This window comes from Microbulbifer maximicatervae (SeqCode), assembly GCF_052467325.1.
In genome coordinates this window covers 4205417-4227723 of record NZ_CP174310.1, presented here as the reverse complement: position 1 = coordinate 4227723, position 22307 = coordinate 4205417, and the positions used below count along the sequence as shown (strand labels likewise).

Sequence of the window (22307 nt, the reverse complement as noted above, 5' to 3'; positions counted from 1 at the left end):
TTTACTGCTACAAGGGGCCTTCGGGCCCCTTTTTTCAATCGTTATTTTTTTACAGTTACTAAACTAGCAAGTCTTTCAACACACTAAAGCTATCAATCCTCTAATTTTAGAGCTGTGAAATATGCAAGCCGCTATTATCAGGTCTTATGGCAGCCCCATCGAAATGGCAGAGATGCCTAAACCTTCACCGGATAAAAATAGTATTTTAGTAAAGGTACAATCGGCCAGTATCAACCCCCTCGATAACTGGGCAATATCGGGGGCTTTACAAAACGTAATGCCTGTAAAAATGCCGCATATTGTCGGGTACGATGTTACTGGGAAAGTAGTAGAAATTGGCAGCGCTGTCAGAAATTTTAAAATTGGCGATCTGATATTTGCACGCCCCGATACAAATCAAGCGGGTACGATTGCCGAATACACTTCAATCAAAGCAATGGATGCAGCTATCCGCCCCTGCAATCTTTCCAACAATGAGTGTGCCGCTTTCCCTCTCGTGGGTTTAACAGCCTGGCAATCTCTCATTGAAGTGGGAAAATTACAGAAAGGGCAAAGAGTTCTTATCCACGCCGGCTCCGGCGGAGTCGGTACTATCGCTATACAAATAGCCAAATATATTGGCGCCTTCGTAGCCACAACCACCAGTGATGCCAACTTTACATTAGTCAAACGACTCGGTGCCGACACTGTTATCAATTATAAAACCGAAAAATTTGAGGAATTACTCAAGGATTATGACCTTGTACTCGACTCTTTAGGCGGAGAAGTATTAGAAAGGTCTGCCAAAGTTCTTAACAAACATGGTCTATTAGTATCAGTCTCCGTCAAAGCTAAAGGGTCAGATACCTTAATTGAAAAGATGAGGCAGCGCCTCCAACTAGTCTATTCATGGCCAAGTGGCACTACTCTCGCAGAACTTGCTTCATTACTTGAGAAAGGATTTTTGAAACCGGTTATTGATAGAGTCTACCCCATACATGAAACTCAAGCCGCACTCGACTACCTAAAAAAGGGAAGAGCCAAAGGTAAAATAGTTATTGATGTGTTGCAGGGTAAATAAACGATAGTATAGGATTTCAGCCTAGACTCAAAAAAACTGGAGCCCTAGTGAAACGGATATTTCTATTTTTGGGTACCCTGATTTCTGCCGCCAGTTATGCACAAAATATAACTTTGGCCGAAGCTGCTCTGGAGCGAACCTATCATAAAGTACGCTACGATCCTGCTTATGTGTCTATCCCCTATCCAAATGGAGATGTGCCGGCTGATACCGGTGTTTGTACCGACGTAGTGATTCGATCATATAGGAAGCTGGGGATCGATTTGCAAAAAGAAGTTCACGAGGATATATCGGGCCATTTTCAAGCCTACCCGTCTAAACGCATATGGGGACTTTCCAGGCCAGATAAAAATATTGATCACCGGCGAGTACCCAATCTACAGGCTTTTTTTACTCGCAAAGGGCAGTCACTCTCAATAAGTGACAAGGCAGAGGATTATCTACCGGGGGACATCGTTACCTGGATGCTGCCCGGTAATTTACCGCATATCGGTATTGTGACTGCGAAACGCTCTCAAAAAACCAACCGGTACTTGGTCGCACACAATATCGGGGCTGGACCCGTGCTGGAAGATATGTTGTTTTCCTTTAAAATTACCGGGCATTACCGATACAACGCCGGCCAGGCAACCGAAAAGATTGAGTAGCGAAAAAACTACGCTATTTCCAAGCGATTACGGCCTTTCTTTGACCGGGATATGGAGAAACATTTCCGCTGTCGGGCTGGCAACCTGATATCTGGGTGGGTACAGCTCAAAGTCTGGCCTCTCAATATAGTCGTAATTGGACTTTGGCAACCAGCTTCCCCAAATATACTTCAATGTCTGTTCCAGGGTGGTAATAGATCCACGGTGAACAAATTTTGCATATAGCTGCTCCGGTAGTTCCCGCGCCACCATACCCTCGGGTACCTGAGTCAGGTCAGCAACCGGCGCACAGCAGACATACTTAAACTGAATTTCATCACCAGCTTCCTCATAACACTCATAAATACCAAAAGATTCATCGCTGATACGATTGGGGATTTTATCCCTGTAGGGCCGAAATGCAGACCAGAGCTTTGGCAAGCTGAGATTTTCATGATCATATTCCTGCGCTACCCCCACCAATTGCATCGCAGGCCGAGAAATAATTTGTGGCTCCATGGATAGCTCATTTTGCAAAAAGTGCAGCATATGAGGGCTAAATTGATCCTTATACAACAACCGAAAAGGATCCTGCTGCTTTCGATACTGCGCCGGGGTTACATTAAATAAAGCTTTAAACGCGCGAGTGAAGGCTTCTTGGGAATCAAATTGGCACTCCATGGCAAGCTCAAGAATACCAATATCTTCACTCAACAACCTCTTTGCGGCGACGGTCAATCGGCGCTTACGCAAGTACTCTTTCGGTGAGTCCCCCACTAATGCCTTAAAAATACGACTGAAGTGATAGGTTGAGTAATGAGAGGCCGCGGCAATTTCATGAACAGAAATTTTGTCGTATAGATGCTGCTCTACGAAGTTGATACTTTTAAAAAATCGCTGCATGAGAGGCTCCTTTACTGCCTGTTTACGTTGGGACGGTGAGATTTTCGAGCAACACCTTCCCGCATTAGCTTGCCTTTAAATCAAATTCGCTCACTAGTGATAAAAAAGCGTAAATGGGTAAATGCCTTGTCCCTCAAAGGAATAATTGCCTGGTAGGCTGGATCATTAAAGAATGCATAGATCGCCTCCCGATCCGGAAAAGATACCACAACAAATGCCTTTGGTGACCGACCTCCGTCCAAGACCTCTTCCACATCATAAGAGGCAATAGGCACTCCTCCATACTGTTGCATTAATTGCGGTGCCAGACCTATATACTGATCAAATGCCTGCGATTCTTTCAGGTTTGGTGAAGACTCTATATGTAAAAATACTGGTAACAAAGCAATAACCTCTTAAGCGTAAATAACTTTTAGTTGCTTAACTAATAGCTTCTAATGACTAACCTTCAGAGGCTACTCGCCTATGCCAAAAAACCAGAAGTGGAACTATCGCAAGCTCAATAATCGTAGGGGGTAAGACCTGATCATCCACCAATCCAAATTCCAGAATATTGCTTAAGCGGCCCAGACCGCCAATAAAGAGGGATAAAGCCACGAAGTAAAACAATGCTTTATGTTTTTCGATATTGCTCAGGAAATACAGTAGAACCAACCCCTGGGCAAAGAAAACACCAAAGGCAAATCGATATTGATTATCCCCAAATCCTCTCAAGGGGCTATCCGGGCCAAAAATCATAGCACCACCACTCAGGGCAGCACTGCCATTCAGCCCTCCAAATGCACTGATACCACCGGGTACAAAACAGATCACCGCTAGCGCTACCACTAACAATTGGAAAATTTTTCTTTCTATAGAACTCGCCTGATTCATAGTGTCACCTTAGTTTGCCGTATTTGGAGTGATGACCTAATCATATTGGCCAGTAAGGCCCTATTTTTGATATTTCTTGCGGTCTTGGTATCCCACTAAGACAGCAAGAAATGTCAAAAGACGAGGCGCTTAACCGCTTATCTTTCTCTCCAACAGCCGGGTATATCCATATCCGGGCACCAGTTCCCAATATCCACAGAGACAGAAAGATGATTAAGAGTGTTTTGATTACCGGAGCGAATGCAGGCTTAGGCAGGGAATGCGCCAAGCAACTGGCGGAATACCAGCAGATTAACAAGATCTATCTCGGCTGCCGCAATCTGCACAAAGCCAAGGAAGCCCAGGCCGAGCTTGTGTCGGAAACAGGCAGGAATATCTTCGAAGTATTGCTGATCGATGTCGCGGATCAACAATCCGTGAAAGAGGCAGTTAACAACCTAGGCTCCCCAGTTGATGCCCTGGTTATGAATGCTGGTGGTACCGGGGGGAAAGAGTTTTACAACAAGACCCCCGAAGGAGTCACACAAATTTTCGCCGTCAACCTGCTTGGGCATGCTCTACTGACTAACGAGTTACTGAAAGCCAATAAATTAACCCAGACTGCTATCTATGCCGGCTCCGAGGCCGCTCGCGGCGTAGAAGAGATGGGTATGAAGCGACCAGACCTGAAAAGCGCCTCTGTGGAGGAATTTATGCAGATCTGTGAAGGAAAGCTCTATGCCAGTACCAAAGACGCTACGGTACCCTATGGTCCGATAAAGTATATGGGCGCCCTGTGGATGTCTTCCATGGCGCGAGAATTCCCCCATATCCGCTTCGTAACCATGAGTCCCGGGGCTACGGTAGGCACAGAGGGCTTCAATACACTGTCGTTATTCAAGCAATATATGATGAAGGGCATGATGCAGATTATGCTGCTACTTGGCAAAGTCCACAAAGTAGAAATAGGCGCCAAGCGCTATATCGATGCCCTACTGGATACAAGATCCTTCCGCACAGGTATTTTTTACGGCAGTGAACGCGGATTGACTGGACCTCTTGGTGAACAGCGGAAGCTTTTCCCGGACCTGGACAATCCTACCTATCAAGACAATGCCAAAACGGCGATCAATCGCTTTATCTAATGAAGGGTCGCATCAGGGAAGGGCCCTGTACACCCTTCCCTGCCCCCAAGTTAACGCCACCGATACCGCTTGTTTACCTATACTTGACTGTTAAATACTTACTGCTAAAAACAGCCAATGTTTCGGGTAATCTTTTCCCTGCTGTTGTTAATTCCCCTTGCCCTGACTGCTGCTGAAGATGTAGCTAAAGCAACTCCCCTGCGGCTGCTGGATCCAGCAACTGTGGATAAGTTCGTCAATGAACTGCCAATACCCGCAGAAATCCGCCCTCAGGGCTCAGCCCCGATTAAACTACCCGCCCGCCCCACTGAAGTTTGGATGGGGCTACGGGATAAGGAAGGCAAACGTTTAATGACAAAAGCCTGGGGTTTTGAATATGCAGGTCGCATCCACTCTCCTGGCCCTACTATTCGCGCCCGAGAAGGCCAACCGGTATTTGTACACTGGGCCAATGAGCTACCGGGTCCACATCTATTTCCTGTGGATAGATCCATTCACCTCGCCGACGTAAAAGATCCAAAAGCTGTACCTATGGTTATCCACCTTCACGGCGGGCATACAGAGTGGAAAAGTGACGGCAATCCCCTCGCTTGGTACACCCGCAATTATCGTGAGACGGGACCATTATTTGAGAAAAGGATTTACGAATACGACAACTCCCAGGATGCCGCCACTATCTGGTATCACGACCACACCCTGGGCATGACGCGCCTTAATGTTTACGCAGGTCTATTCGGTTTTTACCTGGTTGGCGATGACAATGAAGACCATCTGATACAGGAGAAGCTGCTCCCTGCAGAAGAGCGCACTTTTGTAGCCGCTATTACAGACAGCTTGTTTAGCTCCGATGGGCAGCTGTATTTTCCTGGCTGGAGGGACCAGCCTCCATCACCGGTTTCCCATGAGGTGGTTAAGGCCAATTGGCCCAATCCGTCCCATCTCGACGAATTTTTTGGCAATTTTATTCTGGTAAACGGTATGACCTGGCCCAAAGTCAGTGTCACTCCACACGTCTATCGATTGCGATTACTCAACGCATCCGATACCCGCACACTGATACTCAGGATCGACGAAAATACACCCTTTGTACAAGTCGGCGGTGACGGCGGATTTCTCGATTACCCTGTAAAATTGAACGAGTTGATATTGGCACCCGCAGAGCGAGCAGATGTTTTAGTAGATTTCAGCGGTTATGAAGGGCGTGAACTGACACTGCGAAACTTTGGACCGGATGTCCCTTTTAAAGGCTTTGTAGAGGCCAATGACCCAAAGAGTTCGATTCCACTTGTCTACAACCCGGGAGGTAAACGCGTATTAAGCGATGGACGCGGCGGCATCACACCAGCTACCGATCCAAATACTACAGGCCAGATTCTACAATTTCATATTGCTTCAGCACCGATCCCCCCCCCTTCTAATAAACAGAAATCAGAGATTAAAAATACCACTGGAGATTTAAAACTCAGCCTAAATACTCCCTTAGGCGCCCCACTTAATAGGCTTAACCAAGCCAGCCATACACGACAACTTGCCACCTACCGGTTGGACGATCCCTACGGCCGCAATCTACTCATGTTAGGTCCAGTAAAGGAGGGCTCCCTATTTTTTGAAGACCCTACTACAGAAATAATCCAACACAACGCCGTTGAGATCTGGGAAATATACAACCCTACAGTATCGGCTCATCCAATCCATATTCATCTGGTGGAATTCCAGGTACTGGATCGCCAGCCTTTTAAAGGAAAACTTATTGCCAAGCAGCAGAAATTTATGCATACAGATAAGATATTTCAGGGTGCACGCCTGGAAATAGAATCTCTACAGGGAAAACCCCTTCCACCACAACCAGAAGAAAGCGGCCCCAAAGATACGGTCATCGCCCTTCCCGGCCAAGTAACACGGGTAATTGCGCGCTTTGATCGAGAAGGCCTCTATGTATGGCACTGCCATCTACTTTCCCATGAGGATTACGATATGATGCGACCGTTTAAGGTTTTGCCGCCTAAACCATGAAATAGCCTTAGTTTCAAGCAATAACTGCAAAAGGATTTTGCCGGTCAAACCCTTTTGCCTTCTTCAATTAGAATTGCACCGTAACTCCCAATTCAAACTTATCTACTTCCGTATCCGTATTCCAACTGTTTTTGTAGATATCACTTCCAAAGCTGGAGTACTTAAATGGACTTCCTAACCTAGTACTATAAGAAGCCTCCACCGCAACGTTCCGGTTAAAAAAGTGAGATAAACCTACCTTGTAATCATTATTTTCATCATAACTAGCACCAAGGGAAGTACTCTTAGTAAAATAGTAATTGCTTCCAACTTCCCAGAAATCATCCCACTCATTATAATTTAAATAGCTAAACTCAATAGAGATGTACTGGACATCACCAATTTTTGAAAAGTATTTAGAGGAAAAAATCTGCCAATCAAAAACAATATCGGCAGAAAAGTCGAAACCAATATAATCAGTTTCATTTAAATCATAATTATAACGAAATTTACTATATGTATTGCCGTCAGTATTATAAAACTTCATCAAAAAGTTAGGAGTAAACATGTAACCTAAAGCTATAGTATTAAAGCTCTCACCTCCAAGATCTGCTATGTTAGCTCCCAGCACAAATCCATTTTCGGCAAAATATTCACCAGCGATTGCAAAACTATCGCTATTTGTAGACCCAATACTTCGATGGTAGTAAGCCCCAGACAAATTACTTGCATTATTAATAAACTCAAACTCTCTTAGAGGCCCAAGAGTTTCCTTGCCAGAAAAATAATAAGTTGATTCCGTAGAGAGTTCATCCCCTCCTCTTGCATTGAAATCCAAATTAGAATAACCGGCAGTAGTAATTGACTTATACTCTTCAGCAGTGGCATTAACAGCCATAAAAAAAACCAACGAGAGAGCTGCGAAATATATTTTCATTTTGATATCCTATTTTTTGAGCACTGAGTATGACCATCCACTCAAAAAAAGTTCAAAAAAATAAATCAAATTATATCCACTAACAGTGAAGGTGCGCCCAACAAACTCTATAGATCACTATCATTTTCTGTGGGAAATTCTGATGATTATCTCACCCCAAGGTTAGGTAATAAAAAGCGTGAAGGAAGGTCTACCCCAACGAAATATTCAAAGAATTCAACCTGAACCCACAAGAGATGCTGTATAGTCATAATTGTCAGCACAGCTCAAACAATGAAGTTGATAATAGAAAATCCAGCTACAGAAAGTGTGAGCATCAACCCACCTAATATTTAATCGACACTAGATAAAGGCAGAATCTATCTCTAACGGCCTTTAATCACAGGAGTATAATTTTTAAATCAGGTAAAGGTGGCCCCAACAAAGACGGCTTGTTAATATGTGAAGCGGGTTGTACACCGTGAAGAAAATTTTAACTTGTAGATAACGGGTTATTATTCTCCGTTATGTAGACTGCTACAAACTTGTAATTTCAGTAGTAAAAAACGTAGGATATAGCTTCTAGAGAGGTGTTTCACTCTAAACTCTAGCGATTAAATTCACATCAGGATAAATATAATCCCGATGTGAACCTATCAAAAACTCAACAAGGCACCAAAGTCTTAGCCACACGGGAGTTAGTCTCCCGCCCCTGCTGTTCAGAAATAAAGTTCCCAGCAACTGTATATCCACGCCAGTTCCAATACCCATGCCATTGAGCATATAAAGCACATCCTCACTGGCAACATTACCGGAAGCGCCACGGGCATAGGTGCAGCCGCCCAAACCAGCTAAGTCGGAATCTACTACTGCGACACTCATTTGTAAGGCCGCGTAGATATTGGCCAAGGCCTGGCCGCAGGTATCGTGGAAGTGCACCGCAAGTTTTTCCACGGGTACGCGGGCCATCACCTGTTTCAGTATACGCCTGGATGCCCCTACGACCCTAACTTGCTGATGGTAGGTCCAGTAAAGGAGGGGTCCCTTTTTTTGCGGACCCTACTAAAGAAGTAGTTCAGCACGACGCCATAGAAACCTGAGAACTATACAATCCCACCGTATCGGCCCATCCTATCCATATTCACCTTGTAAAATTTCAGGTGCTAATCCCTCAGCCTTCAAATGGAGCTTATCCCTAAGCCACAGAAATTTATGCATGTCGATAAGATATTTCAGGGTGCACAACTGGAAATAGAATCTCTACAGGGGAAACTCCTTCCACCACAACCAGAAGAAAGCGGCCCCAAAGATACGGTCATCGCCCTTCCCAGCCAAGTAACACGGGTAATTGCGCGCTTTGATCGAGAAGGCCTCTATGTATGGCACTGTCATCTGCTCTCCCATGAGGATTACGATATGATGAGGCCGTTTAGGGTGTTGGCGCCAAAGCCAATAAACAACCAGTAATCTATTAACCTTTAATCTCAGATAAAAAGTAAACACCTAAAAACTTATCGACAAGCCGAACAATAAATAAGACAGCAAGAAAAAGAATAGAACAAAACAACATTATCAATGGTTACAATCATCCAAGAAAACCAAAAACAACTCGGAATTGATCTGCACAAAATAAGTAATTACGATGAAAACACTAATAATATTAGTATTTTTTACACTGGCATCAGGGACAATTGCCGCTGAAACACCGGAATTAACAAAGGAAAACTTGAAGAAAAAAGCTGTCCTTATCAATGAGTTACAAAACAAAATGCTGATGAAGGGATCGACAGTCGAAGATATCGACAAACTATTTTCTCACTACACCGACGACTTTATCTATATCCATGAAGTTTATGGCGGAACCTATACCAGAGAGCACCTATACAACAACTCTATAAAGTATTTAAAGGAGGGAGAATATCAAATGACTGGCGCTAGATATAAAATTATATCAATCATCGCTGGTTACAAAGCAGTCTCACTTGAGCGGCAACAAATCTATCAAGGCGTTACCTCTAATCACTTAACAGTATTTGAATTTGAGGGTGATCAGATTTCTAGGATTATTGAATACTGGAAATAGGAATCTAATAAAATGTTAGATTAAAGAGCACTCTACATATCGTTAATTTCTGGCAATAAAAATCAACAACCAAGAGGGGATATTATTTCTCTAAGCGGGAAGCTGAGCAGACGCTTAAGGATTGAAATTTAAGAATTAACTGAGAAGGGGGGAGGCAAAATATCTTAGAACAGGCAACCCTGTTTATTTTAGCTCGGACAGAAATGATTCTAAAATTCTCTAAAAGGTCCTCTCCAGAAAAAACACTCTCTGGAGAGAACCCACTACTCACTCAGCAAGGCGCCAAAGCCTTAGCCACACGGGAGTTAGTCTCCCGCCCCAGCTGTTCAGAAATAAAGTTCCCAGCCTCTGCCAGCAACTGTAAATCCACGCCGGTTTCAATACCCATGCCATTGAGCATATAAAGTACATCCTCACTGGCAACATTACCGGAAGCGCCACGGGCATAGGGGCAGCCGCCCAGACCGGCTACGGCGGAATCTACTACTGCGACCCCCATTTGTAAGGCCGCGTAGATATTGGCCAAGGCCTGGCCGTAGGTATCGTGGAAATGCACAGCAAGTTTTTCCACAGGTACACGGGCCATCACCTTCTCCAGCATACGCTTGGCGGATTCCGGGGTGCCGACACCGATGGTGTCGCCGAGGGAAATTTCGTAGCAACCCATTTCCAATAGAGCGGCACTAACTTCTGCCACTTTGGCCGGATCAATATCGCCTTCATAGGGGCAACCAAGTACGCAGGATACGTATCCGCGCACGGGTATGCCGTCTTGCTTGGCTTTTTCCACCAATGGACGGAAGCGCTCAAGACTCTCAGCAATACTGCAATTAATATTTTTCTGGGTGAAGGCTTCTGAGGCCGCGCCGAATACGGCGACCTCATCGGCTTTGGCTTCCACTGCGCGCTCATAACCTTTTAAATTTGGCGTGAGCGCGCTGTAGATAACACCGTCTTTGCGCTGGATACCCACCAGCACTTCCTCGCTGGCGGCCATTTGCGGTACCCACTTGGGGCTGACAAAACTGCCGGCTTCAATAACCGACAGCCCACTGGCACTGAGCTTGTCCACCAAAGCGATACGGGTCTCCACAGAGATAGGCTGCTTTTCATTTTGCAGCCCATCGCGGGGCCCCACTTCGACGATTTTAACCTGTTTGGGCAAAGTCATTATTGCTCCTCCCCGGCAAAATCCACCAGCAGACTGCCGCCATCCACTAATTCACCTTCGGCACAGAAGAACTGCTGCACGGTGCCAGCGGCCGGAGCCCGCAGGGTGTGTTCCATTTTCATGGCTTCCATTACCAGTAGCGGCTGGTCTTTTTCCACCGTAGAGCCCGGCTCAACCAGCAGCGAAATTATGGTGCCGTTCATGGGGGCATCGAGGCCGTGGGCCTGGTCATTGCTCTCACCGATATCCGGTGGCAACAGCTTGAATTCCACCTGGGTGCCATCGATAAATACAGCACCGCCATCGCGGGTATCTACGGCGGAGAAACTCATGCGACGGCCATCCACCAACATCAAGTCCCGTCCCGGCAGAAGGCGAATCTCACCGCTGTTTTGTTCCTCAGGCATGGCATCACAAGTCCAGCGCAGGCTATCGCCCTCCGCAACAAAGCGAATTTGAGCGTGCTGGCCACGGTAGTCCACCGTCTGGGTGCGACTGCCAGCCAGAGCATTGCGCCAGTTATCGCCATTGTGCCAAGGAGAGAAACGATCCCGCTGAGGTGCGCTATTGCGCAGATCGCGCTCTTCACGCTGCTGCAAATAAGCGGCAATAGCAGCGCATTTCAGCGGCGTCAGTGTCTGCTCCTGATGCAGTACTTCCGCCTCGTAGTCCTCGATAAAGTGCGTCGAAATACAACCGCTGGCAAATGCCTGGTGATTGATCACTCGGCGCAGGAATTCAATATTGTGGCGCACACCGGCAATCTGATAATCGCGCAGTGCGCGATCCAATTTGGCCAGGGCTTCTTTGCGGGTGCGGCCGTGGCAGATTAATTTGGCGATCATCGGGTCGTAATGCACGCTGATTTCATCGCCGGTCTGCACACCGGTATCCACTCGCACACCCTCGCCTTCCGCCGGGGGCTGGTGGCGCACCAACACGCCGGTTGCCGGCAGGAAATCATTGTCCGGGTCTTCGGCGTAGATGCGCACTTCCATGGCGTGGCCGTTGATCTGCAGTTCATCCTGGCTCATGGGCAGGGTATCGCCAGCGGCAACTGACAGCTGCCAGGCCACCAGATCCTGGTCGGTGATCATTTCCGTCACCGGGTGCTCCACCTGCAGGCGGGTATTCATTTCCATAAAGTAGAAGGCACCGCTGGCATCCAGCAAGAATTCCACCGTGCCGGCCCCCACGTAACCAATCGCGTGGGCCGCGCGTAGGGCCGCTTCACCCATGCGGGCGCGCAGCTCCGGAGTCATGCCCGGTGCGGGAGCTTCTTCCACTACTTTTTGGTGGCGGCGCTGCACCGAACAATCCCGCTCAAACAGGTAGACGCCATTGCCCTGCTGATCACAGAACACCTGGATTTCCACATGGCGGGGACTCACCACATAGCGCTCTAGCAACATAATGTCGTCGCCAAAGGCATTCATGGCCTCACGCTTGGCAGCGGCCAGAGCTTCGTGGAATTCATCGGCACTGTCGACACGGCGCATGCCCTTACCACCGCCGCCGGCAGCAGCTTTCAGCAATACCGGATATCCAATGCGATTGGCATGGCCTTCCAACAGCTCTTCATTTTGATTGGTGCCGTGGTAACCGGGTACCAGGGGCACATTGGCCTCTTCCATAATACGCTTGGCTGCGGACTTGGAGCCCATCGCCTCAATCGCGCCGGTGGGTGGGCCGACAAAAATAATGCCGGCGCTATCGCAGGCGCGGCAAAACTCGGCATTTTCCGACAGGAAGCCATAACCCGGATGGATGGCATCGGCACCAGTCTGCTTGGCAGCACCCAATACTTTGTCGATATCCAGATACGAATCCCTGGCCGGGGCCGGACCCAGGTGCACCGCTTCGTCCGCCATCTGCACATGCAGAGCGTCGGCATCCGCATCGGAATAAACGGCGACAGTGGCCACCCCCAGGCGGCGCGCGGTCTTGATAATGCGACAGGCAATTTCGCCGCGATTAGCTATTAACAGTTTGCGAATCATAAAAATTACCCTTCGCTACCATTCATCCAACTGGGTGCACGCTTTTCCAAAAATGCACTCAACCCTTCCTGTCCTTCCGGCGACACACGCACGGCAGCGATCAGCGCGCTGGTCTGGCCCTGCAATTCATTGTTGATAACCCGGTTGGACATGGACATAGCCAGTTGCTTGGCCATGGCGACCGCTTTAGGGCCGTTGTCGGCAATGGCGTTCACTAATTTCTGCACGTGCAGATCCAGATCGGCCTCGGCACAGACTTCGGATACCAAACCGATCTGTTCCGCGCGCTCGGCGGAGAAACGCTCCGCTGTGACAAAGTAACGACGCGCATGGCGGGTGCCGATAGCATTGATGACATAGGGACTGATGGTGGCGGGCAGCAACCCGATTTTGACTTCAGATAAACAGAAGCTGGCGCGCTCAGAGGCCACCGCCATATCGCAGCAGCTCACCAGACCCACGGCCCCGCCAAAAGCGGCGCCCTGTACTCGCGCAATGGTGGGTGCAGGGAAAGTGTCGAGCTTGTACAGCATCGCAGCGAGCGCAGCTGCGTCGCGGCGGTTTTCCTCTTCTGAATAAGTCGCCATGCGCTTCATCCAGTTGAGGTCGGCTCCGGCAGAAAAGCTCTTGCCATTGGAGGCCAGTACCAACACACGTACAGCGGGGTTTTGCGCCAGGGTGTCAAAGGTGGTGGCCAGCTCGTGGATCAGTTCATCATCAAAAGCGTTGTGGATTTCCGGCCGGTTCAGGGTGACCGTGGCCACGCCCTCGCTATCCACTTCGCACAGCAATTTATCGCTCATTGTAATTCCTCGATTGGGGCGTCTCTCAAAAGCGGCTCCGGAACATTTCGCTGGCGCCGCAACCACGGTTCCTTACATACGGAACACGCCGAACTTGGTCTCTTCCGGCTCCTTGTGGCTGGCCGCAGCCAGGCATAGACCGAGCACACGGCGGGTATCCGCCGGATCGATAACGCCGTCATCCCACAAGCGCGCGGAGGCGTAGTATGGGTGCCCCTGGTGTTCGTAGTTATCCACAATCGGCTGCTTAAACTGGCGCTCTTCCTCTTCGCTCCAGGATTCACCCCGGGCGGCCATCTGGTCGCGCTTCACCTGGGCCAATACGCCAGCAGCTTGTTCACCCCCCATAACCGAAATGCGCGCATTGGGCCACATAAACAGGAAGTTGGGATCGTAGGCGCGGCCACACATACCGTAGTTACCGGCGCCGAAAGAGCCGCCGATAAGGATGGTAATTTTGGGCACCTTGGCGGTAGCGACAGCGGTCACCATCTTGGCGCCGTGTTTGGCGATACCGCCCGCCTCGTACTGCTTGCCCACCATGAAACCAGTGATATTTTGCAGGAAAACCAATGGAATCTTGCGCTGCGCACACAGCTCAATAAAGTGCGCGCCCTTCTGCGCACTCTCCGCAAACAGGATGCCGTTATTGGCAACAATTCCCACCGGATAGCCCTGGATACGGGCAAAACCGGTTACCAGGGTGGTGCCGTACAACGCTTTAAATTCATCGAACTCAGATCCGTCCACAACCCGCGCGATAATCTCGCGTACGTCAAACGGCTGGCGCGAATCTTTGGGCACCACGCCGTAAATGTCTTCCGGTGGATAAATCGGCTCAACAGGCTTTTGGATATCCAGACCAGGATTTTTGATACGGTTCAGGCGAGCTACAGAGCGGCGCGCTAACTGCAGGGCGTGTACATCATTATTGGCGTAGTGATCGGAAACCCCGGAAGTGCGACAGTGCACCTCGGCACCGCCGAGTTCCTCAGCGGAAACTTCTTCACCGGTGGCCGCCTTCACCAGGGGCGGGCCCGCCAGGAAGATGGTGGCCTGCTCTTTCACCATAATGGATTCGTCTGCCATGGCCGGCACATAGGCTCCACCGGCGGTGCAGCTACCCATAACCACCGCGATCTGCGGAATATTCTGTGCAGAGAGATTGGCTTGGTTAAAGAAGATGCGACCGAAGTGCTCACGGTCTGGGAAGACGTCGTCCTGGCGTGGCAAATTGGCACCACCGGAATCCACCAGGTAAATGCACGGCAGATTGTTCTGTTCGGCGATGGTCTGCGCGCGCAGGTGTTTTTTTACTGTGAGGGGATAATAGGTTCCACCTTTTACAGTGGCATCGTTAGCCACTATCACACAGGGCTGACCGGAAACGGTGCCGATGCCGGTAATAATACCCGCGGCCGGAACATCCTCACCGTAAACCTCGTGAGCGGCCAGCTGGGAAAACTCCATAAAAGGGCTACCCGGATCGAGCAGCGCATCGATACGGTCCCGTGGCAATAATTTTCCTCGCGCCAGGTGTTTTTCCCTTGCGCGCTCGCCGCCGCCCTGGGCGATGGCTTCCACTTTTTCGCGCAGGTCTGCCACCAGCGCCTGCATCTGCTCGCGGTTTTCGCCAAAGGCGGCGTCGCGCGTGTTTATTTTGCTCTGCAACTGATTCATAAAGTCCGATTCACTTTCCCGGAGAAAAGACCTCCACAGGGCGCAGCTTATTGCCGCAGTGCCCGGCTGGAGACAGCTGCCGCCGACAGGCGCCGGCGGCGAGAAGAAATGCCCAGCCTTAGCGGGTCTCTTTAAACAGCTCGCGACCAATCAGCATACGGCGCACTTCAGAAGTGCCCGCGCCGATTTCGTAGAGCTTGGCATCGCGCAGCAGACGACCAGTGGCGTACTCGTTGATGTAGCCATTGCCGCCCAGTGTCTGGATAGCCTGCAGGGCCATCTGGGTTGCGCGCTCCGCAGTAAACAGGATTACAGCGGCGGCGTCCTTGCGCGAGTCCTCACCGCGATCACAAGCCCGGGCCACAGCGTACAGGTAAGAGCGGCTGGCATTCAGGTCAGCGTACATATCGGCGATCTTACCCTGCATCAGCTGGAACTCACCGATGGCCTTGCCGAACTGCTTGCGCTCGTGAATATAGGGAACCACCACATCCAGGCAGGCCTGCATAATGCCAACAGGGCCTCCAGAGAGAATCGTGCGCTCGTAGTCGAGACCGCTCATCAATACGCGCACACCGCCGTTCAGTTCACCGAGGATATTTTCTTCCGGCACTTCACAGTCTTCGAACACCAGCTCACAGGTGTTGGAACCGCGCATGCCCAGCTTGTCGAGCTTTTGCGCCTGGGAGAAGCCGGCGAAACCGCGCTCAACGATAAATGCAGTGATACCACCGGAGCTGATGCCCGGCTCAGTGCGAGCGTAGATCACATAGGTATCGGCATCGGGACCGTTGGTGATCCACATTTTATTGCCGTTCAAAATAAAGCGATCACCGCGCTTTTCCGCGCGCAGTTGCAGACTTACCACGTCGGAACCGGAGTTGGGTTCACTCATGGCCAAGGCGCCTACATGTTCACCGGAACACAGCTTGGGCAGGTACTTGAGCTTCTGTGCATGGGTACCATTTTTGCGAATCTGGTTTACACACAAGTTGGAGTGGGCACCGTAGGACAAGCCCACAGAAGCGGAGGCGCGGGAGATTTCTTCCATGGCCACAGCGTGCGCTAGGTAACCCATATTGGAACCGCCGAACTCCTCTTCCACGGTCATACCCAGCAGGCCCAGCTCACCAAACTTTTTCCACATGTCCGCTGGGAACAGGTTGTCTTCATCGATCTGTGCCGCGCGCGGGGCCAGCTCCGCCTGGCAGAACTTGTACACCATGTCACGGAGCATATCGATGTCTTCACCGAGACCGAAATTCAGGGTTGGGTAGGAGGTGTTCATAACGGCTCCACTGATATTTAAAATGTCTTTAATTCAAATGACCGCCTTGGCGGCTGTTCAATACCACATGAGGCAACCGCGCCACTCTTGGCGCAGTGCCGAAATCTGTTCAGGAAGCGCTGCTGTCATCGCTTTGCGCCAGGGACTCACGGGCCCTGGATTCAGCTTCATCCAACTCTTCCATCAGGCTTTCGATATCCCGCAGTTGCTGTTGTAACTGCAGACGCTTTTGCGCGATCCGCTCCAATAGACGGTGCAACTGCTCCACATTGCCGTGGGCCGGGTCGTACATATCGATAATTTCGCGGCTCTCATCCAGAGAGAATCCCAGCCGCTTTCCCCGCAGGATCAGCTTTAGGCGCACTCGCTCCTCGGGGCTATAAATTCGAGTCTGGCCGCGACGCTCCGGATTGAGCAGGCCCTTGTCCTCATAGAAGCGGATGGCGCGAGTAGTGATATCGAACTCCCGCGCCAGCTCGGAAATGCTGTAACTATGGGGCTCCATTTGGCTTGCTTCTGCTTTCATAACGACTTCCTCAAGATGCCATCAAGCCTAGCAAGAGTTTACGTTAACGTAAACGTAAAGCACGCGCCAAAAAAGAACCCTGAGGCACTTCCAGTCACTTAGCCCACGGGGGTCCTGTGGGGAGTAGCCTCAGCACCAAGCAATTGTTGCAGCTGATTGTTGAGAAGTTTTTGATAGGAAGGAGTGAGGCCCGTCACTTCCAGCGCCCAACCGGCACCGTGATGCTCAATTCGCCCCACCAGGGAACTGTCCTCAAGAAGCTCCGGGTGTAAAAACATGCCGCGGGACTGGTTAAGTAGCTGATCGGCACAGAAATCCGGACTCTGTGGCTGGGATGGGACTACCGCCAGAGCCAGCTTCAAACCGGTCGCACGGCTAACGCTCTGCATCTCCCGCAGCAATAAACCACAGCAGACTGCGCGGAAGGCCGCATCAGTGCCAGAGAAATCCAGGCCGATCTGTGGCCCGGCGCAACTCAGGGGGGTGGCACCGTATATGCGCTGCAGCAAACGCATACGTCCATCTAGCTCCCGCTGCAAACCCTCCAGGGCGCTGCGACTTAACTGGTTGCCCAACTGCGCCCAGTTGAGGGGGCGAAGATAAAGCCCAACGCTGGGCTCGGTAACTTCAGCTACAGCTTGAGCAGACTCAGTGACTTGTGCGGGCAATTTGCGCTCCCGGGACAAGCTACCGGTAAGCAGGGCCGCAGCTGCACTAAATGGCAGGGCAAAAACGAGGGTCAGCAACAAGCTGGCCCAAGGGAAGGTAACGGAATTACCGGGCTCAAACGCTACGGTAATATTGCCGGCAATACTATCGTGCAGGACCACTGGCTCGGTGATCGTCTCCCCCTCTTTCAGGTCCCCCACTTCGGCCAGGGAATTCGATTCCACATCCTCAATTAAAATGCCGGAAACCATTGGAAGCTCCAGCAGTTGGCGAGCGATCAGCTGTAAGCTGATACGATCCCCGGCCACAATACTCTCCAGGCTCTGCCCCGCGAGAATAGTCGCAGCCGCCTTTGCAGTAATTCTGTCTCGCTCTATCTGACCATCGCGCTGCTGACCATAAAAATGCCCCAGTGCCGCCGCACAGAATATTGCCAGTGTCACCCAGATAACCAGTGCCAATAGGCGCTGACGGGCGCGTTTGGACAACTGTGCTAATTGAGCCGGTATTTTGCGAAGAATAGATACAATGGAAACTGACATAAACGGCGGCAGACATCTTGCGTATTGTTTTTTTACTATTGCCCCAGCTGTTTTGGAGCAGCGAGCATTTTAACGGTAGGCACCAAAATTGTGCATACCCAATTAATTCCTGAGCGATTGGTAAAGCAGGCGGCGAATTAGTTCAACTCAACTCGCACAATTCGAAAAGAAATTTTACTCCCCATTCGAACTGAGCCCATTAAAATCCCTGCTGACCGGCAATCAATGAAATTAAAGCCCGGCAATTTTAGCGAAGAATCTCATAAGAGCTATAATGCGCCGGACATTTAATTCAATCGGGACAGAGCTTATGGGTGATCAAATAAATTCACAGGAATTCCACCTCTCCCTGAAACAGATTTCCCAGGCTCCAGGAAGTGGCACCCTGCGCTACCTGAGCTATCGAGATCATACCGCCAAGCTCGGCCTGGAGTATTCCGGTGAAGCCCCTTTTCCCGGTGAGGCTACGGACTTTACCCCGCCCCCCGAAGAACCGAGTGCACTTGAAGCCATTTGGTGTATCACCCTGCTGAGCCCCTCTGCCTCCCTATCCCAACTCCAATACCTTCTGCGATTTTTTGATGAACAACAGTGGAGCCTATTCGCCGCTGATACTTTGGCACAAAGATGCGATCGCACCGTAATCCGCTTCCAAATTGATGGCGATCTCGATTTTGACACCGCGCGCCTGGCCTGCCTTGGAGTGGCCGATGAGTTGGGAGTAGACCTAACAATCCAGGCTTCTGTTACCCAGAGGGTGCCAAAGCTGGCGGGCTTTGATATGGATTCAACCCTCATCGATGCCGAGGTTATCGATGAACTGGCAAAAATTACCGGTATCGGTGATCAGGTCGCCGCCATTACTCAGGCCACAATGGCCGGTGACATGGATTTCTGCGAGAGCTTTAAACGGCGCATGGCCTTGCTAAAAGGGTTTTCAGAGCAGCGTTTGGCAGAAATTGCCCGGGAATTGCCGTTAAAAGAAGGGGCCTATGAATTGCTGGCAGCCTTGCGCGCACTGGGCTGCAAAACGGCACTGCTTTCTGGCGGCTTTACCTACTTCGCAGAATTCCTGCAGCGAGAGCGCCTGCCCCTGGATTATATCCATGCCAATGAACTGACATTTGCCGAAGGGGCCCTCACCGGCGAAGTAGTGGAACCCATTATTGATGGCGATCGTAAACGCAAGTTACTGCAGGAAATTGCCGGAAGCTTAGATTTGGCACTGGAAAGTGTGGTTGCTATGGGTGACGGCGCCAACGATATTCCCATGTTGAATTTAGGGGAGCTGGGTATCGCCATTCACCCCAAGCCCAAGGTGAGGCTACAGGCCCCCCAGGCCATCAATCTGTTTGGCCTGGACGCCGCCCTCTACTTATTTGGTCTCAATGACCAACAAATTGCCAAGCTCGGGGTATAACCCGGCTTAGCTCTTAAAGCATCGCGTGAGGAAAAGGGAAACTCGGCCGCTTGTTGTGATCTGTGCAAGCACTGGGCCCGGGTTTCTGCCCACAACTGGCAAGAAAAAGCCCCAGGACAACTATTAATAAAGCCCGTTTATACATAGGTGCCTCCCTTCCTGAGTAAAATCTCTGGGCAGCAGAGTACGCAAAGGCAATCCATTTGAACAGCCGTTTAATGATTTTTATGCCAGAAATCTGGCGTATTAATCACGCTACCGTACCAGTTCACTTAGCTATAAAAACAAACTGAAAGAATGCCCATAAAAAATATTTTGTGGAGCACAACTTTAGCATTAGCCAAAGTGGAAGGGAAAAAGAAAGGGGAGAGTTGCCGCAACTCACATATTGACCTATGGGAATTGCGACAACTGGGAAAAGAGAGCGATTAACTCTCTTTCTTACCGTAAATTACCAGGCTATTTACTTTCACCGTCAGCGGGTGATAACCCACCTTGGCGCGCTCAAAAATGCGTGCAGCCACATCTTTTTTACCGGTCTCAACCATATTGCGATACAGCGGGCGCAGGAACTTGTTGCGGCCGATACTGGTGAGGAAATTCTCAAGGCGCTCGAAGGCCGGCTCGTAGTCGTTGCGCACTGCAATCATCAGCCAGCTGAAAGCCACTTCGTTATTGCGGGATTCGGTCAGGCCAAAGGCGCCGTCCAATTCCTTCAACTGCGCTTCCGTCAGTTTCTCCGGCATACCATCGAGGAAGTACTTCCACTGGTGGAAAGTCCAACCTTTGGTATCGATATCCTTCGCCGCCAGTTTGCCGTCCAACCACTGTTGACGCACTGGATCTAATTTAGTGAAGGCATCGGACTGCGGATGCGGCGCACCTTCGGGAATACCCGGATCGAAGATCCACTGAAGGATACGATCGCGGTCCAGCTTGTCAGCGTGCTCAACCAGCAGGGTTTTGTCGAGGTACTTAACGAAGTCTTCGGTGGTGATGCTCTGGAAGGAGAAGTGGTTGAAGTACTCCATCAGGAAGCGGTCAAACGCTTCGCGACCTACTTTCTGCTCCAGCTCATACAGGAACAGGGAGCCTTTCTCGTAGGGAATATTGGAGAAGACTTCATCGGGGTCACGTCCGCGCAGGTCGATCGCCATAATCTCATCGCGAGGCTCTTTATCAGCCAGATCCGCTTGCAGGTCGTCATAGCCCAGGGCCATTTCCATCTGGTAGCGCTCATCACCGTAGACGAACTGCATAATGCGGTTAGTCAGGTAGGTGGTGAAACCTTCATTCAGCCAAAGGTCTCGCCAGCTGGCATTAGTCACCAGGTTGCCGGACCAGGAGTGGGCCAGTTCGTGGGCAATCAGGGCTACTAGGCTCTTATCGCCGGCGATCACCGTCGGAGTGATAAAGCTAAGGCGCGGGTTTTCCATACCGCCGAAGGGGAAGCTGGGCGGCAGAATCAGCAGGTCGTAACGATCCCAGTGGTAGGGGCCATAAGCCTTTTCGGTCACTTCCAGCATAGATTCGGTATCGGCAAACTCCGCCGCTGCAGATTCCAGCATGGAGGGCTCAGCGTAGACACCAGTGCGCTCGCCCATGGGCTTGAACTTCAGGTCACCAACCGCCAGGGCAATCAGGTAGGAGGGAATGCGCTGGGGCATTTCAAATTCGTAGACGCCATCTTTGGCCGCCTGCGGGTCATTGTTCGCACTCATGACTGCGCGCAGTTCTTTCGGAGTGCGTACAGTGGCGTTGTAAGTGATGCGAACTTTCGGGGAGTCCTGCAGTGGAATAAAGCTGCGCGCGTGAATCGCCTGGGCCTGGGTAAACAGGAACGGATGCTTTTTACCCGCAGTCTGCTGAGGCTCCAGCCACTGCACGCCAGAGGCGCCCGGCGCTGTACGGTAGCGGATAGTAATGCTGTCGGCATCTTCCGGCAGCTCAATATTCAGCGGAGTGCCCAGGTGACTGTCTTTCTCGCCCATGGAGAATTTTACTGGCGCGCCATTAGCGGATACAGAAACCACTTCCAGTTCGCGGGTATCCAGTACCATCGGCAGGTTCTTGTCGTTGAGACGCTTGAAGTCCAACTTGGCTTCACCTTCAAGAACCTTGCGGGAGAAGTCGACAGTCAGGTCCAGATCCAGGTGCTGAACCTGGTAATCATTGCTGTTGGCAAAAGAGTGGTAATCCACTCCGGACTGGGGCGCTTTTTCAACACCCGGCTTCTTCTCGATCACAGCGGACGCCTTCATCGGCGCGCTCGCACTGTCTAATTCGGCCTTGGAAGGCTCCGACTTGGAACAGCCACCGGCAACGGCAAGGCCGCCAACGATCAGACTGGTACACAGTAAACGGGGCAACATGGGTCTACTCCCTGAGTTCAGCTTTTCAATTTGCGCCACAGGATACCTGACAGAGCGCAGATGAGAAACGACAGGGGACTCTGCACCCACCGTAAGCGGGCACACCGATCCCCCGCTCGAGCCACAGCTACCGACGGTCATGCCGCGTTTTGCCAATAAACCAGATTAATGTCTCACTTTCGTCGCCTTAGGACGAATTTCATGACTAATAGCAGCAAGGGAAGAAAAATACTGACCAGGAATTAATACATCGTTCACT

20 protein-coding genes and 1 pseudogene are annotated in these 22307 nt (G+C 50.5%); 8 read left to right on the top strand and 13 right to left on the bottom strand.

Going from position 1 to position 22307, the window contains the following annotated elements:
• Positions 1–121: 121 nt before the first annotated feature.
• Positions 122–1060 (top strand): NADP-dependent oxidoreductase, encoded by a 939-nt coding sequence (locus ACJJIE_RS18875; protein ID WP_444892649.1) that lies wholly within the window; start codon positions 122–124, stop codon positions 1058–1060.
• A gap of 47 nt (positions 1061–1107) precedes the next feature.
• On the top strand, positions 1108–1707 hold the full coding sequence (locus ACJJIE_RS18870) for a DUF1287 domain-containing protein (protein WP_444892648.1): 600 nt from the start codon (positions 1108–1110) through the stop codon (positions 1705–1707).
• 27 nt (positions 1708–1734) lie between these two features.
• Here the strand turns inward: ACJJIE_RS18870 and ACJJIE_RS18865 are convergent, their stop codons facing one another.
• The 3 genes from ACJJIE_RS18865 to ACJJIE_RS18855 all read right to left on the bottom strand — a co-directional run bounded on the left by ACJJIE_RS18865 (position 1735) and on the right by ACJJIE_RS18855 (position 3462).
• Complete coding sequence (locus ACJJIE_RS18865) at positions 1735–2589, bottom strand: AraC family transcriptional regulator (protein WP_444892647.1); 855 nt, start codon at positions 2587–2589, stop codon at positions 1735–1737.
• Between the two features lie 80 nt (positions 2590–2669).
• Positions 2670–2972 carry a DUF1330 domain-containing protein gene (locus ACJJIE_RS18860; RefSeq protein ID WP_444892646.1) on the bottom strand — a complete coding sequence of 101 codons (303 nt, stop codon included), beginning with the start codon at positions 2970–2972 and terminating at the stop codon, positions 2670–2672.
• Between the two features lie 58 nt (positions 2973–3030).
• The gene (locus ACJJIE_RS18855) at positions 3031–3462 is read right to left on the bottom strand and encodes a DUF4345 domain-containing protein (protein ID WP_444892645.1); all 432 of its coding nucleotides are present in this window, start codon (positions 3460–3462) and stop codon (positions 3031–3033) included.
• A 209-nt stretch (positions 3463–3671) separates the two neighbouring features.
• On the opposite strand from ACJJIE_RS18855, the gene ACJJIE_RS18850 reads away from it, so the two are divergent.
• A complete protein-coding gene (locus tag ACJJIE_RS18850) occupies positions 3672–4586 on the top strand; it encodes an SDR family NAD(P)-dependent oxidoreductase (RefSeq protein ID WP_444892644.1) in 915 nt (304 codons plus the stop codon).
• Between the two features lie 117 nt (positions 4587–4703).
• A complete protein-coding gene (locus ACJJIE_RS18845; RefSeq protein ID WP_444892643.1) occupies positions 4704–6599 on the top strand; it encodes a multicopper oxidase family protein in 1896 nt (631 codons plus the stop codon).
• 67 nt (positions 6600–6666) lie between these two features.
• Here the strand turns inward: ACJJIE_RS18845 and ACJJIE_RS18840 are convergent, their stop codons facing one another.
• Positions 6667–7515 carry a putative porin gene (locus tag ACJJIE_RS18840; protein WP_444892642.1) on the bottom strand — a complete coding sequence of 283 codons (849 nt, stop codon included), beginning with the start codon at positions 7513–7515 and terminating at the stop codon, positions 6667–6669.
• A 579-nt stretch (positions 7516–8094) separates the two neighbouring features.
• Complete coding sequence (locus ACJJIE_RS18835) at positions 8095–8463, bottom strand: hydroxymethylglutaryl-CoA lyase-like TIM-barrel protein (RefSeq protein WP_353057063.1); 369 nt, start codon at positions 8461–8463, stop codon at positions 8095–8097.
• Between the two features lie 146 nt (positions 8464–8609).
• Here ACJJIE_RS18835 and ACJJIE_RS18830 point away from each other — a divergent pair.
• The 3 genes and pseudogenes from ACJJIE_RS18830 to ACJJIE_RS18820 form a co-directional block, all read left to right on the top strand.
• Positions 8610–8693 (top strand): annotated as a pseudogene (locus ACJJIE_RS18830) (hypothetical protein); the annotation flags it as partial.
• Positions 8694–8706: 13 nt separating this feature from the next.
• Positions 8707–8961: a multicopper oxidase domain-containing protein gene (locus ACJJIE_RS18825; protein ID WP_444892641.1), complete on the top strand. Its 255-nt coding sequence runs from the start codon at positions 8707–8709 to the stop codon at positions 8959–8961.
• A gap of 175 nt (positions 8962–9136) precedes the next feature.
• Positions 9137–9577, top strand: coding sequence for a nuclear transport factor 2-like protein (locus tag ACJJIE_RS18820; protein WP_444892640.1), 441 nt, complete (start codon positions 9137–9139; stop codon positions 9575–9577).
• A gap of 271 nt (positions 9578–9848) precedes the next feature.
• Here the strand turns inward: ACJJIE_RS18820 and ACJJIE_RS18815 are convergent, their stop codons facing one another.
• From ACJJIE_RS18815 to ACJJIE_RS18785, 7 genes are all read right to left on the bottom strand, one after another.
• On the bottom strand, positions 9849–10748 hold the full coding sequence (locus ACJJIE_RS18815) for a hydroxymethylglutaryl-CoA lyase (protein WP_444892639.1): 900 nt from the start codon (positions 10746–10748) through the stop codon (positions 9849–9851).
• Positions 10748–12748, bottom strand: coding sequence for an acetyl/propionyl/methylcrotonyl-CoA carboxylase subunit alpha (locus tag ACJJIE_RS18810; RefSeq protein WP_444892638.1), 2001 nt, complete (start codon positions 12746–12748; stop codon positions 10748–10750). The genes ACJJIE_RS18815 and ACJJIE_RS18810 overlap by 1 nt, the downstream gene beginning before the upstream one ends.
• 5 nt (positions 12749–12753) lie before the next feature.
• Complete coding sequence (locus ACJJIE_RS18805; RefSeq protein WP_444894786.1) at positions 12754–13551, bottom strand: enoyl-CoA hydratase/isomerase family protein; 798 nt, start codon at positions 13549–13551, stop codon at positions 12754–12756.
• 72 nt (positions 13552–13623) lie between these two features.
• The gene (locus tag ACJJIE_RS18800; protein ID WP_371838961.1) at positions 13624–15231 is read right to left on the bottom strand and encodes a carboxyl transferase domain-containing protein; all 1608 of its coding nucleotides are present in this window, start codon (positions 15229–15231) and stop codon (positions 13624–13626) included.
• Between the two features lie 118 nt (positions 15232–15349).
• Positions 15350–16519 carry an isovaleryl-CoA dehydrogenase gene (locus ACJJIE_RS18795; RefSeq protein ID WP_282934543.1) on the bottom strand — a complete coding sequence of 390 codons (1170 nt, stop codon included), beginning with the start codon at positions 16517–16519 and terminating at the stop codon, positions 15350–15352.
• 109 nt (positions 16520–16628) lie between these two features.
• A complete protein-coding gene (locus ACJJIE_RS18790; protein WP_413664166.1) occupies positions 16629–17045 on the bottom strand; it encodes a MerR family transcriptional regulator in 417 nt (138 codons plus the stop codon).
• A 98-nt stretch (positions 17046–17143) separates the two neighbouring features.
• Entirely contained in the window at positions 17144–18256 is a 1113-nt protein-coding gene (locus ACJJIE_RS18785; RefSeq protein ID WP_444892637.1) for a hypothetical protein, read from the bottom strand.
• 310 nt (positions 18257–18566) lie between these two features.
• Here ACJJIE_RS18785 and serB point away from each other — a divergent pair, with 310 nt between their 5' ends.
• A complete protein-coding gene (gene serB, locus ACJJIE_RS18780) occupies positions 18567–19676 on the top strand; it encodes a phosphoserine phosphatase SerB (RefSeq protein ID WP_444892636.1) in 1110 nt (369 codons plus the stop codon).
• Between the two features lie 428 nt (positions 19677–20104).
• Here the strand turns inward: serB and ACJJIE_RS18775 are convergent, their stop codons facing one another.
• Positions 20105–22048, bottom strand: a complete 1944-nt coding sequence (locus ACJJIE_RS18775; protein ID WP_444892635.1) for a M1 family metallopeptidase — start codon at positions 22046–22048, stop codon at positions 20105–20107.
• Positions 22049–22307: the final 259 nt, after the last annotated feature.